This window comes from Sphingopyxis sp. MC1 (assembly GCF_000371385.1).
In the GTDB taxonomy this organism is placed as follows: domain Bacteria; phylum Pseudomonadota; class Alphaproteobacteria; order Sphingomonadales; family Sphingomonadaceae; genus Sphingopyxis; species Sphingopyxis terrae.
Window position 1 is genome coordinate 21,126 of the sequence record NZ_AOUN01000016.1, and the last position, 14,079, is coordinate 35,204.

The window sequence follows — 14,079 nt, forward strand, 5'->3', positions numbered from 1 at the left end:
CTGCCGCTCGCGACGCTCGTCGGCGAGGGGTGGGACGATTACGGGTTGGTCGACAGCGGCGGCGCGCGCAAGCTTGAACGCTATGGCCCCTATCGTTTCATCCGTCCCGAACCGCAGGCGATGTGGCAGCCTGCGTTGGCCGAAAGCGAATGGGATGCCGCCGACGGCGAATTCATCCCCGCGTCGGACGAAGATGGCGGCGGCCGCTGGTATTTTCATCGCCCCGTGCCAGCCGAAGGGTGGCCGCTCGCATGGCGCGAAGCGCGCTTCACCGCGTCCTGCACCCCGTTCCGCCATCTCGGCTTCTTTCCCGACATGGCGCCGGTGTGGGACTGGCTGCGCGGCTGCGTTGCCGACAGGGCCGATCCCGCGTTCCTGAATCTGTTCGGCTATACCGGCGTCGGCAGCCAGGCGCTCGCCGCGGCGGGCGCGGCCGTCACGCATGTCGATGCGTCGAAGAAATCGGTGGCGCAGGCGCGCGACAATGCCGCACTCGCGGGCATGAGCGACCGGCCGATCCGCTGGATCGTCGACGATGCCGGCAAGTTCACCGCGCGCGAGGTGCGGCGCGAGCGGCGCTACGATGCGATCCTGCTCGACCCGCCGAAGTTCGGACGCGGTCCCGGCGGCGAACGCTGGCAGATCGAGGAGGGGCTGGCGCCGTTGCTCGCCGATTGCCGCCAGCTCCTCGATGCCGACAGCCGCGCCCTGTTCCTCACCGTTTATGCGGTGCGCATGTCGGCGCTGGCGATCGGCGAACTGCTGGCGCAGATTTTGGCCGATTTGCCGGGCAAGGTCGAATGCGGCGAGCTTGCGGTGCGCGAAGAGGCGCGGGGGCTACTGCTGCCCACGGCCATTTTCGCGCGCTGGAGTCGCTGACTCTCGATTGGTGATCGATGGGCAGGGGGCGTCAGATCCCCGCCAGCTCGATCCGGTTGCGGCCGCTTTCCTTGGCGCGGTAGAGCGCGTCGTCGGCGGCTTTCAGCGCGTCGCGCGCATTATTGTAACCGAAAACGTCGGCGACCCCGCCCGAGAAGGTGATCTGGCCGAAGGGCTCGTCGGTCTTGCGGTTTATCAGGCGGCGGCCTGCGAGTTGTTCGCGTGCTTCGTCGAGACGCGCGGCGGCTTCGCTGGGCGGCAGGCCGCGGAACAGCATGACGAATTCCTCGCCGCCGTGCCGCGCGACATGGCAATGGTCGTTCGAGATATGCGCCAGCGTATCGGCGATCAGCTTGATGACGCGGTCGCCCGCCTCATGGCCGTGGGTGTCGTTGACCAGCTTGAAATTGTCGATGTCGCAAAAGGCAACACTCAGCGGCTCGCAGCTCGCGCGCGCTTCTTCATAATGGCGCTCGAGCAGCACCTCGAAGGCGCGGCGGTTCGGCAGGCCGGTCAGATAGTCGACCTCGGCATCGCGCTTGGCGCGGGCGAGGCTGCGGCGCAGCGATTTCGCTTCATCCTCGCTGCGGCGCATTTCTTCTTCGGCATGGCGCGTGCGGTCGAGCATCGCCTTGGCGAGATCGGCGAGATGGGTGACGAGTTCGCCGGTGACCTGCACCTGCTGAAGGTCGGTCACATGTTTTTCGAGTTTGACGCCATAATCGCTCGTCGCGTTGCGCGCGGCCTTGGTGTTGGTCTGGAAGGTGTCGAGGTTGGTTTCGAGGCGGGTGACGAGGCGATCGAGTTCGGCGCGGTCGGGCTGGATCGGTTCCTGCTGCGCCAGTTCGTCGAGCCACTGCTGGGTGATTCCGTCGGCGGTCTGCGATCGCGTCGCGATCTGCCGCGCAAGCCTTGGATTGATCCCCGAAAAGGCACTGTGCGCGATCAGGAGATTGGCCGCCGATACATCGAGATCATGGTCGAGCAGGAAGGAAGCGATCGCGCCGACGAGCTGCTGACGGGCTTCCGTCACCATGTCGCGCGGGGTACGCCCCCCGGGCGATGCCGCGTCTCCTGCCTGGGCGCCGGTTTTTCCGTGGCGGAGCCCCAGCCAACCAAGGAGCCGCCCTACCGGCTCGTTCGATGATGTAGCATGTGTGGTCATACCCGCTTTAACGGGCGCCGGCGTCGGCCTTTAAGGTGGCACGGCGCGTCTTTTGTACCGGTACGGACAAAAAATTTCAGGGGATCACGCGGCCGTCGTCGCGGCGCGGCATCGGGGCGATGAGCGGGAGCAAAAGACCGGTAAAAGTCAGCCATCCGGCCGCGGTAAAAAGCGCCGTCGGCAGGTCGGTCAGATCGGCGAGCGTCCCGAGCAGCCAGGCGCCAAGCGCCATCGCGCCGAAGGTGACTGCCTGATAGATCGACAGGCAGCGGCCCAAAATCTCTTCGGGCGAGCGGAGTTGCATGGCCACGTTGAGCGTGGTCAGTGTCGAAACCCAGGCCGCCCCGGCGACAAAGGCGGTCGCCAGCAGCGGCGGCAGCGTCAGCGCCGTGGCCGCCGGCACCATCGCGGCGGCAAAGACCAAGGACGCGATGCTGACAACCCGGTCGCTGCCCCAGCGTTTCCGGGCTTCGCCGACCCAGAGCGCCGCGAAGATCGATCCTGCGCCGAACGCGGCGAGGCAGAGGCCGTAGATGATCTCGGTTCCGTGCAGCCGATCGCGGACGAGCGAGGGCAGCAGCGCCGAAAAGGCAGCGCCGGCGATGCCGAAGGCAAAGCCGCGCGTCAGCACGCGGCGCAGCGGGCTCGAGCGGGCGCAATAGCCGATGCCGATCGCGATCGCGCCCAATATGGGGGTGCGCCGCGGCGGCGTGACTTCGGGGTGCCAGCGCAGCAGGACGACGATCAGCGCCAGATAACTGAGCGCATTGATCCCGAAGGCGGTGGCGGGGCCGGTCAGCGAGATGAGCAAGCCGCCAAGCGCCGGGCCGGCGCTGCGCGCGAGGTTGAAAGCGACGCTGTTGAGCGTGATCGCCTGTGGTAGATCCTTCGGCCCGACCTGCAATCGCACCGATGCCTGCCATGCAGGGCCGTTGAGCGCGGTACCGCACCCGACCGCGAGCGTGAAGCCGAGCAGCAGCAGCGGCGTCAGCGCCCCCATCCAGGCCGTGACGGTCAGCGCCGCCGACACGATCAGCATCGCGCTTTGCGCCGCCAGCATGATCCGGCGGCGATCGAAATTGTCGGCGATTGCCCCGGCAAAGACGCCGAGCAGCATGATCGGGATCGTCGCGCTCGCCTGCACCAGCGCGATGAGCAGGTGCGAACCGGTGAGTTCGGTCATCAGCCAGGCGGCGCCGACCGATTGGATCATCGACCCGATATTGGACGCCAGATTGGCGATCCAGATCGCGCGGAACGCAGGATAGCGAAAAGGCGCGAAGGGAGAGGATGCCCGGGGTGTCGTTGGCGCGTTCACCCCTCCGCGCTAGCTTTTGCGGCCGCGAGACGCAATATGGAGGCGATGCGGATGTTCGATTCCGACCTGCGCCGCCGTGTTGGCGTCTTTCTGGCGTGGCTGGCGCTCGTTGCGCTCGGCGCGGGCGGCCTCGTGCGTGATGCCTCAGCCCCGGCCCGGCTGGTCGATCAAACCGCCGCCGCCATCGCGGGAGCGCCCTATGATGGCGGGCATCCTTTCGTCCGTGCCGGCGGCCTTACGCTCAGCGCGCATTATCGCGCCGGCGACGATGACCGGCATCCGGTGGGCGGCGATCCCGCCACGCTGTCCGCCGCGCCGCCAGCATTGCCCGCCGTCGGACTGTTCCGGCCCGACTTCGGCCGGGTCGCCGCCGGCTGGACGCGCAGTGCTGCTGCTACGCCCTATTCGGCGCGCGCACCGCCTATGTTCGCCATCTGATCGACGGGCCGTGCGCCGCCGTGCGCCGGCCGATCCTTGCCCCCAGTGCGGAGGGCGATCATCGATGGAATTTGAACATGACCGAACCAATTGCCGCTGGGCCTCCGCTCGGCGCCGACGCGCTGCGCGCCGAGGATATATTTCGCCGTTATCCCGATGTGTCCGAAGAGGAGGTCGCGCACGCGCTCGCCTTTCTCAAGACCGGACGTCATCTCGAGGTCGGACGCGTCACCGGAACCCCTGATCTGCGCGCCAATGTCGCGGCCTTTCGCGCCCGGTACGGTGCGAAGCTCACATTGGGCGTTGCCGACTATCTGAAGTTCGCGGTCGGCGTGACGCTGTTTATCGGCGGGCTCTTCCTCGTGCTCGGGCGCTGGTAGGGGTAGGGCGGCGGGGGTGCGGACTGTCAGCCGCAATCCCGCCGCCTTTTCGCGCCGCTGACCGGCGCAAATATTCCTGCGCCGCCCACTGGCGCGCCGGGAATTGACTGGTTACATGGGCCGCCACCGAACGAATCGCGTGTGCCGCCCGCCGCCGCGGGGTCAGGCGCCGCCCGCACCAGAAAGTGGCACCCATGGAAATCTTCACCGGCCTGACCTTCGACGATGTGCTGCTGGTGCCGGGCCCGTCGGACATTCTGCCCTCCGACGCCAATCTGTCGACCCGGCTGACCAGCGAGATCAGCCTCAACATTCCGATCCTGTCGTCGGCGATGGACACGGTTACCGAGGCCGACATGGCGATCCTGATGGCGCAGATCGGCGGCATCGGCGTCCTCCACCGCAATCTGACCGTCGAGGAACAGGCCGCGGCGGTGCGCCAGGTGAAGCGCTTTGAAAGCGGGATGATCGTCAATCCCATCACCATCACGCCCGACGCCCCCTTGTCCTATGCCACCGCGCTGATGGCGCAGCACCGTATTTCGGGGATTCCGGTGGTCGAGACCGGCGGGAAGCTGGTCGGCATCCTCACGCACCGCGACGTGCGCTTTGCCGATAATCCGGGCCAGCCGGTGCGCGAATTGATGACCGCGGAGAATCTGGCGACGGTCCGTGCGGGCGTCAGTCAGGAAGAGGCGCGCAAGCTGCTCCACCAGCGGCGCATCGAAAAGCTACTCGTCGTCGACGAGGATTATCGCTGCATCGGCCTGATCACCGTCAAGGATATGGAAAAGGCAGTCAACTTCCCCGATGCGACCAAGGACGAGAGCGGCCGGTTGCGCGTTGCCGCGGCGACCAACACCGGCGACACCGGGGTCGAACGGGCCGAGGCGCTACTCGATGCCGAATGCGATCTGATCGTCGTCGATACCGCGCATGGTCACAGCAAGATGGTTGGCGCGACGGTCGAGAAAATCAAGAAGCTGTCGAACCGGGTCCAAGTGCTGGCCGGCAACGTCGCGACCGGTGAAGCGACGCGGGCGCTGATCGACGCCGGCGCTGACGGGGTGAAGGTCGGCATTGGTCCGGGATCGATATGCACGACGCGGATCGTCGCCGGGGTCGGCGTGCCGCAGCTCACCGCGATCCTCGACAGTGTCGAAGTGGCCTCCAAACATGGCGTTCCGGTCATCGCCGACGGCGGTCTGCGCACCTCGGGCGACATAGCCAAGGCGCTGGCGGCCGGGGCGTCGAGCGTCATGGTCGGATCGCTGCTCGCCGGCACGGCCGAGGCGCCGGGCGAAACCTTCCTTTACCAAGGACGCACCTACAAGAGCTACCGCGGCATGGGCAGCGTCGGGGCGATGGCACGCGGCAGCGCCGACCGCTATTTCCAGCAGGACATCAAGGACCAGATGAAGCTGGTTCCCGAAGGCATCGAAGGCCAGGTACCGTTCAAGGGCGCGGCGAAAGATGTCATCCACCAGCTCGTCGGCGGCGTGAAGGCGGCGATGGGTTATACGGGCAGCCGCACGCTGCCCGATTTCCGCGAGCGCGCCAAATTCGTGCGCATCACCAATGCGGGCCTGCGCGAAAGCCATGTCCATGATGTGTCGATCACGCGCGAGGCACCGAATTATCCGGCGGGCTGAGGCCATCGCATGACCCCCGCCGCGCGCGTCCAGACCGCGATCGAGATTCTCGATACCATCGCTGCCGCGGCGCGCGAGGGCGGGGCGCCCGCCGACGCCCTGTTTGCCGAGGCTATGCGGGCACGGCGCTATGCGGGATCGAAGGACCGGCGCGCGATCCGCGGCCACGTCTATGACGCGATCCGCGCGGTGCGGTCGGTGCCGGTGTCGGGGCGCGCGGCGATGCTCGCGCTCGCCGACCGCGATCCGGCGCTCGCGGCGCTGTTCGACGGATCACCTTACGGGCCCGCGTCGATAGCCAGCGACGAGCCGCGCGCCGAAACCGGCCTCGCCGCGCCGGCGCTCGCCGAATTGTTCGATCCGCTGATCGATGATGCGGAAGAGGCGGCGATGCTCGAACGCGCGCCGCTCGACTTGCGCGCCAACCGCCTGAAGGCGTCGCGCGACGGGCTTGCCGACCTTTTCCCCGAAGGGGCCGCCATCGACGGCACGCCCGACGGCTGGCGTCTGCCGCCCGAAACCGCGGCGATCCAGCATCCCGCCTACGAAGGTGGCACGTTCGAGGTGCAGGATGCGGCGAGCCAATATGCGGCGGCGGCGCTGGGTGCCGAAGCGGGCGCACGCATCGTCGACCTGTGCGCCGGGGGCGGCGGCAAGGCGCTCGCTATTGCGTCGTTGACCGGCGATGCCGCCGACATATTGGCATGCGACGTCAATCGCGCGCGGCTCCAGCAATTGCCGCCCCGTGCGGAGCGGGCGGGGGCAACGCGGATCGAGACGCGCCTGCTCGATCCGGGGAAGGAAGCGGCGATGCTGGCCGATTGGTGCGGCAAGGCGACGCATGTTTTCGTCGATGCACCCTGTTCGGGCAGCGGCACCTGGCGGCGCAGCCCCGAACTGCGCTGGCGGCTGACGCCGGCGCGCCTCGACCGCCATATGGCCGATCAGGCGAACCTGCTCGCCATCGGTGCCGATCTGGTGGCGCCGGGCGGCAAACTCCTTTATGCTGTCTGCTCGATCATCGCGCGCGAGGGGCGGGCACAGGTGCAAGCGTTTCTGGACGGACATCGGGGCTGGACCGCCGACAGTGGCTATTTGCCGGACGGCATCGCGCGCGCCGCGGGCGCGGGCTATCTGTTCACCCCGGCGCACGACCGATGCGACGGCTTTTTCCTCGCACGGCTGACCGCGCCATGTTAGCGTCGCCGCAAATGAAGCGATGGGAGAATGCGATGCGCATCAGTTTACTGGCCCTTGGCGCCGGTCTCGTTCTGGCCAGCCTGCCTGTAGCCTCCGATGCGCAGCGTGCCGACAATGATATCCTGCCCCAATCCGTCGCGCTGATGAACCAGGGCCAGGCGGCGCAGGCGAAGGGCGATCTCGACGCCGCGATCGACGCCTATGAATCGGCGCTTGCCGCCGACCCGCGCAACCGCTCGGCGATCATAGCGCTTGCGCAGGTCGCGCGCGCGCAGGGCCTGCCGGGCAAGGCCATCGGTCTTTATCGCGAGGCGCTGCTGCTTGAACCCAACGACATCGCCGCGCTGGCGGGGCAGGGCGAAGCGCTCGCCGACAAGGGCGCGATCGAACTGGCGCGCGAAAAGCTCGCCGACGTCCAGCGGCTGTGCAAGGATAAATGCCCGCAGGTCGCGGCGCTCGAAAAGGCGATCGCCAATGGCGACACGAAGCGCGTCGTCGCGGCAGAGGCGATCACGCCCAAACCCGTCGTGGCAACAGTGACGCCCAGCCAAAACTAAGGCAGCCAGAACTGGGCGCGGCGCGCCGCTTGCGCTCCCCTATTTATAGATGCACGCGTCCAGGCCATCGCGCCGGACCTGACCGATGCGCGCCGCGATCATATTGCCGTAACGGCGCGTGAAGCCCGACGGACTGATTGCCTCGCGCTTTTTGGGGAGCGGCAGGATCGCGGCAATGCGCGCAGCCTCGGCCGGGCTGAGGCGGTTCGCACCATGGTTGAAATAGCGCCGGGCGCCCGCTTCGACGCCATAAGTGCCGATCCCCGTCTCGGCGACGTTCAGATAGACTTCCATGATCCGCCGCTTGCTCCAGAAGGTTTCGATCAGGAAAGTGAACCACACTTCCGGCACCTTGCGCAGATAGCGGGTCCAGCCGCTGCCCTGCCACAGAAAGACATTTTTTGCCGCCTGCTGGCTGATCGTCGACCCGCCGCGCAGCCGCTTGCCCTTGGCGTTGCGCTCGATCGCATCTTCGATGGCTTCGGTGTCGAAGCCGTTGTGGGTGCAGAATTTTCCATCCTCGGCGGCGATGGCGGCGCGGACCATGTTGCGGTCGATCGCCGAAAGGCTCGTCCAGTCCTTGGTGATGCCGTTGCTGTCGGCGAGCATGGTGAAGGTGACGGGCGGCGGCACCACCGCATAGACGAGCACCCACGCTGCCGACACTAGGGCGAACCATAGGAGCCATTTGAAGGGCCGGAGATACCAGGGGAGCGTGCGCTTTCTTGCGCGGGATCGGGATGCCATGCCGGGCAAATTAACCGCTCGCGCGCCTGAGGCAAGCGCGCGATGGGAACAAAACCGCTAACCTCGCCCCCACCGGGGCGGGAGCAAGGAAAAGCGTTCAGGCGCCGATAAGGCGGCGTTCGCCGGCAAGCTTGAGCATCGCCTTTTGCAGCTTTTCGAAGGCGCGGACCTCGATCTGGCGGACACGTTCGCGGCTGACGTCATAGACCTGGCTCAGATCCTCGAGCGTTTTCGGGTCGTCGGTCAGGCGCCGTTCGGTCAGGATGTGACGTTCGCGCTCGTTGAGCGTCGCGAGCGCTTCGGTGAGCAGCTCGTGCCGCACGTCGCGTTCTTCGGCCTCGGCCACGCGCTCGTCCTGAAGCGGACCTTCGTCGCCGAGCAGATCCTGCCACTGGCTGTCGCCATCCTCGCCCATCGGCACGTTGAGCGACGTGTCGCCGCCCATCGCCATGCGGCGGTTCATGCTGACCACCTCATCCTCGGTGACGCCCAGATCCTTTGCGATCTTGGCGACGTTTTCGGGGCTGAGATCGCCGTCCTCGAACGCTTCGAGATTATTCTTCATCCGGCGCAGGTTGAAGAACAGCTTCTTCTGGGCCGCGGTGGTGCCCATCTTGACAAGACTCCACGAGCGCAGGATGAATTCCTGAATCGAGGCGCGGATCCACCACATCGCATAGGTGGCGAGACGGAAGCCGCGTTCGGGATCAAATTTCTTCACGCCCTGCATCAGGCCGATATTGCCTTCGCTGATCAGCTCGCTGACCGGCAGGCCATAGCCGCGATAGCCCATCGCGATCTTTGCGACGAGACGCAGGTGCGAGGTGACGAGCTGCGCCGCAGCTTCGCTGTCGCCATGCTCCTGAAAGCGCTTGGCGAGCATATATTCCTGCTCGGGCGTCAGAAGCGGAAATTTGCGGATTTCGGCCAGATAGCGGTTCAGGCTCGCCTCACCGCCGAGCGCGGGCACCACTGCCGGAACATTGCTTTTGTTAGCCATGGAGAGTGTCTTCCCTAAAACCTGAAAATATCCTGCCGCGATTGCCTTTCGCGGTCAAAATAGATTTTCATTCGAAACCTAAACGCGCAGTTCATCGATCAGTTCCCGCATGTCCGCTGGGAGTTCGCTGTCGAGCGCGATGCTGTTACCGGTCACCGGATGAATAAAGCCCAAATGGGCTGCATGCAACGCCTGACGCGCAAAATGGCGGGCTTTAAGCAGATCCGAAAGCGGCTTTCGGGCGCGCCCATAGACCGGATCACCGACGAGCGGGTGGCCGATATGCGCCATATGGACGCGAACCTGATGCGTGCGGCCCGTTTCCAGCCGGCATTCCACCAAAGTTGCGTCTCGCAGCGGCTCGATCGTCCGGTAATGGGTGATCGCATGTTTGCCGCGGCCCGGCTCGACCACCGCCATCTTCTTGCGATTGACGCTCGACCGGCCGAGCGCGGCCTCTACCGTGCCGTTGGCGGGCATCGGGCGACCGGTCGCGATCGCGAGATAGCGGCGGTCGATGCTGTGCGCGGCGAATTGCTTCGCCAGCCCCTCATGCGCCTTGTCATGTTTCGCGGCGACGATCAGCCCGCTGGTATCCTTGTCGATGCGGTGGACGATGCCGGGGCGCGCGACGCCACCGATTCCCGACAATTGCCCGGCGCAATGATGGAGCAGCGCGTTGACCATCGTGCCGTCGAGATTGCCGGCGGCAGGATGAACGACCATCCCTGCGGGCTTGTCGACCACGATCAGATGCTCGTCCTCATAGGCGATGACGAGATTCATGTCCTGCGCCACATTATGCGCGGGGGCGGGGGCGGGCAGGCGCAGTTCGAGCTTCGCCGGTGCGGATGTCTTGGCGGCGGGATCCCACAGGATGCGCCCGCCGGCATCGGTAACGCGGCCGCCCTTGATCAGCGTCTTGACGCGCTCGCGCGACAGGCTGGGCAAAGCCTCGGCCAGCGCGCGGTCGAGCCGCAACCCGGCCGCGCTGTCGCCCAACGCCACGTTCAGAATGTCGTCGTCCCCCTTCATTGGTCGTCATGTGGCCCCGTTCGGGCAATATTCAAGGGGATGGCGCTTGCCCTGAAGGGGGCCGCTGCCCTAGGAGCGGCGGTGCCGGAAACTGCCGAGCTTGGGGAGCCACTGCATCCATGACCGACGATCGCGTCGATTTCGCCTCGATGATGGCCTCGCGCCTGTGTCACGACCTGCTGAGCCCCGTCGGGGCCTTTGCCAACGGCCTCGAGCTGCTGGCCGATGAAAAAGACCCCGAGATGCGGGCGCGGGTGCTCGACCTGCTCGAACAAAGCGCACGGACATCGGCGGCGAAGCTGAAATTCTTCCGGCTCGCCTTCGGATCGGCGGGCGGCTTCGGCGAAGCGGTGCCGCCGACCGAGGCCAAGGGCGCGATCGAAGGGATCATGGCCGACCGCCCGATCACGCTCAACTGGATGATCGGCGAGGACGCGCTGCCCAAACCGGCGGTCAAGATCATCCTCAACCTCGCGCTGATTCTGGTCGATGCGCTGGTCCGCGGCGGACGGCTCGACATCGGCTGCGAGCGGCAGGGCGAAAACATCGAGATCGCGTTGCATGCCGAGGCCGAGCGCATCCTGGTCGATGCCGACGTCGAACGCATCCTCGCGGAAGGCGAGGCGGCGGCCGCGATGACCTCACGAACCGCTCCCGCGGTGCTCGTTCAGGCGGTGGCGGCGCAGAATAACGGCACCGTGATGCTGGCGCGCGAAACGCCGACGTCGTTGCTCGTCGGCGCGGTGCTGCGGCCCGCCGGGTAAAGCGCTCCTTAACCATTGTCGGTCATGGTTGCGCCTCGATTTTGGGGCGCAGCGGAACCGCGATGGACGATCTTCTGAACGATTTTCTGGCTGAAACGTCGGAAATCCTTGCCGATGCCGGCGGGGCGCTGGTCGTGTGGGAGGCCGATCCCGCCGACCGGGCGCAGCTCGATTCCATCTTTCGGATGATGCACACGATCAAGGGAAGCTCGGGCTTTCTGGCTTTGCCGCGCGTGACCGCGCTTTCGCATGCCGCCGAAGAGGCGCTCGATCAGGTTCGCCGCGGTCATCGCGCGCCCGACGCCGCGCTCGTCACCGGCGTGCTCGCCATCGTCGATCGACTGTCGATGCTGTGCGAGCGGTTGGCGAGCGAAGGCGCCGAGCCGGCGGGTGAGGATGGCGACGTTATCGCCTCCCTGTCGGGCGATGCGCCTGATCCGGTGCAGGCGGACGCGGCACCCGCGGTTCCGGCGGCGATCCGGATGCGGCGCGACGACGATATCATCACCGAATTGCAGGGCTGGCGGTCGATCCGCGTGCCGCTGCCGCTGCTCGACAGCGTGATGACGGGGGTTACCGACATCGTGCTCGCACGCAATGAATTTGCGCGGATGCTGCGCGAGTCTGGAGCCGATGCGGCACTGATCGGCGCGTTCGACCGCCTTTCCGATTCGATCGCGGGGATGCGCCAGTCGGTCAGCCAGATGCGGATGCAGCGTATCGACAAGCTGTTCGCGCCGCTGCCGCGCATCGTGCGCGATCTGGCGCAGGAACTGGGCAAGAAGGTCCATTTCGATACGAGTGGCGGCGAGGTCGAGCTCGACCGCGAGATGATGGAGAATATCCGCGATCCGCTGATCCATATCGTCCGCAACGCCATCGATCACGGGATCGAGGGGCTCGACGAGCGGGTCGCAGCGGGGAAGGATATTACTGCCACCATCAGGGTTTCGGCGCGCCAGTCGGGCAATCAGATCGAAATCGAGGTGCGCGACGACGGGCGCGGCCTGTCGCCCGACGCGCTGGTTGCCAAGGCGATCGCCAACCGGCTGCTTTCGGCGGCCGACGCACGGACGCTGACGCCGGCCGAAAAACTGGAGCTGATCTTTCGTCCGGGCTTTTCGACCGCAGCGCAAATCACGGAAATTTCCGGCCGCGGCGTCGGCATGGACATCGTCAAGGCGAATGTCGAAAAGATCGGCGGCCTTGTCGAACTGCGCAATGAAGAGGGGCGCGGCCTGTCGGTGTTGCTGCGCGTTCCGATGACGCTGACGATCATTTCGGGGCTGATGGTGCGCGCCGCAGGGCAATATTTCGCCATTCCGCGCGGGTCGGTGCGCGAAATCCTGCTGGAGACGAACGACAGTGTTCGCATCGAGCGGCTCGGTGGCGGCGAAATCGCAACGGTGCGCGGCGAGCAATTCCCCTTGCTGCGGCTCGAGGATGTGCTGGCGCGTCAGCGCGGCGACGACGACGATGTCGACGACCGCGCGCTCGTCATCATCCGGCCGGGGCAGGGGCAGAGCTATGCGCTCAGCGTCGCGGCGATCCACGACCATGAGGAACTGGTCATCAAGCCCGCCGCGCCCATGATCATGGCGACCGGCCTTTATGCGGGCACCACGCTGCCCGACAACGGCCGGCCGGTGCTGTTGCTCGATGTTCAGGGGCTGCTCGCGGCGTCGGGCGTCGATGCCGGTGAAGCCGGCCGCAGTCAGGACCGCGCCGACGAACGCGAGGCGCAGGCCGAACGGGCGCGCAACGCGACGCAATTGCTGCTGTTCCGCGAGGCCGACGGCCGCACGCGCGGCGTCCGCCTGTCGGTGATCGAACGGGTCGAGGAAGTGCCCCAATCGGCGCTGTTCGAAAGCGGCGGCGCCGTTCGGGTGCAGGTTGGCGACGAGATATTCCCGGTCCACGCGGCAACGGTGCCGGCCGGCGAGGCGGCGGTGAAACTGCTGCGGCTGTATGATGGCGATACCGTGATCTGTTACCCGATCGCGGCAGTGATCGACATCGTGCGCCTGCCCGACGTGGTCGAACCCGCGTCCGCGCCGGGCCTGATCGCGGGTGTGGTGCTGGTCGGCGGCGAGCCGGTCGAACTCATCGATCCTTTCTGGATCATGGAGTGTCACGCCGGCGGCCGCACCGCTGTCGCGGGCCGCGCGCCGCTGTGCCGGCTCGTGGGCGATGCCGACGGGTGGGGCGAGAATTTCCTGGCGCCGCTGCTGCGCGGGGCGGGCTACCGCGTCGCCACCGCCGCCGACGCGGGCGAGGAGGCCGATGTGATGCTGTGCCTGACCGAAAGCGGACAGGGCTGCGGCCATGATGCGGGCGATCTTCCCGTCATCTGCTTGCGGTCGGCAGTGGTTTCGGCAAGCCCCGAGGGCGCGAGCGTCTATCGCTACGACCGTGCGGGCTTGCTCGCTGCGCTGCGCCGTAAGGTCGGAGGAGCGCGGTCATGATGGAAAAGCTGTATCTGATCGCGCGCATCGCCGACACGCGCGTCGCGCTGCGCTCGCGCTCGATCAACTCGGTGGTCACGGTCGGGGCGCCGGTCGAAGTGCCGGGCGCGCCGCCGCACGTCGCGGGCCTGTTCGCGCTGCGTAGCCGCGTCTTCACGCTGATCGACCCGCACGTCGTCGTCGGCCTGCCGCCGGTGGCGGTCGCGAGCGGGCAGCGGGTGATCGTCGTCGATGTCGCGGAACATGGCTACGCGCTGCTTGCCGACGAAATCGAGGATGTGTGCTTCATCGACGCGGCCGAGACGCGCCTGGCCGGCAAGTTGATGCCGGGATGGGCGCGCGTCGCCGAAGCGATGATCGAGCATGAGGGCGCGTCGCTGCTCGTGGTCGATCCGTCGCATTTTATCGTACCGCCCGCGCTTAAGGCAGCGTGATGCGGGCCGTATTAACATAGTGGACACCCCTTCGCCGTAACGTGG

At 66.6% G+C, this 14,079-nt stretch carries 14 protein-coding genes; 9 read left to right on the forward strand and 5 right to left on the reverse strand.

Annotated elements, in window-relative coordinates; all coding sequences use genetic code 11:
• Nucleotides 1-879, forward strand: a complete 879-nt coding sequence (locus tag EBMC1_RS15085; protein WP_040590604.1) for a class I SAM-dependent methyltransferase — start codon at nt 1-3, stop codon at nt 877-879.
• A gap of 31 nt (nt 880-910) precedes the next feature.
• Here EBMC1_RS15085 and EBMC1_RS15090 read toward each other — a convergent pair whose 3' ends face one another.
• Both EBMC1_RS15090 and EBMC1_RS15095 read right to left on the reverse strand, forming a co-directional pair.
• On the reverse strand, nt 911-1,915 hold the full coding sequence (locus EBMC1_RS15090) for a GGDEF domain-containing protein (protein ID WP_003050239.1): 1,005 nt from the start codon (nt 1,913-1,915) through the stop codon (nt 911-913).
• Nucleotides 1,916-2,120: 205 nt separating this feature from the next.
• A complete protein-coding gene (locus EBMC1_RS15095) occupies nt 2,121-3,362 on the reverse strand; it encodes an MFS transporter (protein ID WP_003050241.1) in 1,242 nt (413 codons plus the stop codon).
• 51 nt (nt 3,363-3,413) lie between these two features.
• Here EBMC1_RS15095 and EBMC1_RS15100 point away from each other — a divergent pair, with 51 nt between their 5' ends.
• The 5 genes from EBMC1_RS15100 (at nt 3,414) to EBMC1_RS15120 (ending at nt 7,589) form a co-directional block, all read left to right on the forward strand.
• Nucleotides 3,414-3,800, forward strand: coding sequence for a hypothetical protein (locus tag EBMC1_RS15100; protein ID WP_003050243.1), 387 nt, complete (start codon nt 3,414-3,416; stop codon nt 3,798-3,800).
• A gap of 77 nt (nt 3,801-3,877) precedes the next feature.
• A complete protein-coding gene (locus EBMC1_RS15105) occupies nt 3,878-4,180 on the forward strand; it encodes a hypothetical protein (protein WP_003050246.1) in 303 nt (100 codons plus the stop codon).
• 194 nt (nt 4,181-4,374) lie between these two features.
• Nucleotides 4,375-5,832, forward strand: coding sequence for an IMP dehydrogenase (gene guaB, locus EBMC1_RS15110; RefSeq protein WP_003050249.1), 1,458 nt, complete (start codon nt 4,375-4,377; stop codon nt 5,830-5,832).
• Nucleotides 5,833-5,841: 9 nt separating this feature from the next.
• Nucleotides 5,842-7,032: an RsmB/NOP family class I SAM-dependent RNA methyltransferase gene (locus EBMC1_RS15115; RefSeq protein ID WP_003050251.1), complete on the forward strand. Its 1,191-nt coding sequence runs from the start codon at nt 5,842-5,844 to the stop codon at nt 7,030-7,032.
• 32 nt (nt 7,033-7,064) lie between these two features.
• The gene (locus tag EBMC1_RS15120) at nt 7,065-7,589 is read left to right on the forward strand and encodes a tetratricopeptide repeat protein (protein ID WP_003050253.1); all 525 of its coding nucleotides are present in this window, start codon (nt 7,065-7,067) and stop codon (nt 7,587-7,589) included.
• 39 nt (nt 7,590-7,628) lie between these two features.
• Here EBMC1_RS15120 and mtgA read toward each other — a convergent pair whose 3' ends face one another.
• The 3 genes from mtgA to EBMC1_RS15135 form a co-directional block, all read right to left on the reverse strand.
• The gene (gene mtgA, locus EBMC1_RS15125) at nt 7,629-8,336 is read right to left on the reverse strand and encodes a monofunctional biosynthetic peptidoglycan transglycosylase (protein ID WP_040590579.1); all 708 of its coding nucleotides are present in this window, start codon (nt 8,334-8,336) and stop codon (nt 7,629-7,631) included.
• A gap of 97 nt (nt 8,337-8,433) precedes the next feature.
• Nucleotides 8,434-9,336, reverse strand: a complete 903-nt coding sequence (rpoH, locus tag EBMC1_RS15130; RefSeq protein WP_003050258.1) for an RNA polymerase sigma factor RpoH — start codon at nt 9,334-9,336, stop codon at nt 8,434-8,436.
• 78 nt (nt 9,337-9,414) lie between these two features.
• Nucleotides 9,415-10,371 (reverse strand): RluA family pseudouridine synthase, encoded by a 957-nt coding sequence (locus tag EBMC1_RS15135; protein WP_003050261.1) that lies wholly within the window; start codon nt 10,369-10,371, stop codon nt 9,415-9,417.
• 119 nt (nt 10,372-10,490) lie between these two features.
• Between EBMC1_RS15135 and EBMC1_RS15140 the strand changes: the two genes are divergently transcribed.
• The 3 genes from EBMC1_RS15140 to EBMC1_RS15150 all read left to right on the forward strand — a co-directional run bounded on the left by EBMC1_RS15140 (nt 10,491) and on the right by EBMC1_RS15150 (nt 14,034).
• Nucleotides 10,491-11,135, forward strand: a complete 645-nt coding sequence (locus tag EBMC1_RS15140; RefSeq protein WP_003050265.1) for a histidine phosphotransferase family protein — start codon at nt 10,491-10,493, stop codon at nt 11,133-11,135.
• A 62-nt stretch (nt 11,136-11,197) separates the two neighbouring features.
• Entirely contained in the window at nt 11,198-13,600 is a 2,403-nt protein-coding gene (locus EBMC1_RS15145) for a chemotaxis protein CheA (protein ID WP_003050266.1), read from the forward strand.
• Nucleotides 13,597-14,034, forward strand: coding sequence for a chemotaxis protein CheW (locus EBMC1_RS15150; RefSeq protein WP_120649320.1), 438 nt, complete (start codon nt 13,597-13,599; stop codon nt 14,032-14,034). The genes EBMC1_RS15145 and EBMC1_RS15150 overlap by 4 nt, the downstream gene beginning before the upstream one ends.
• The last annotated feature ends 45 nt before the right edge of the window (nt 14,035-14,079 follow it).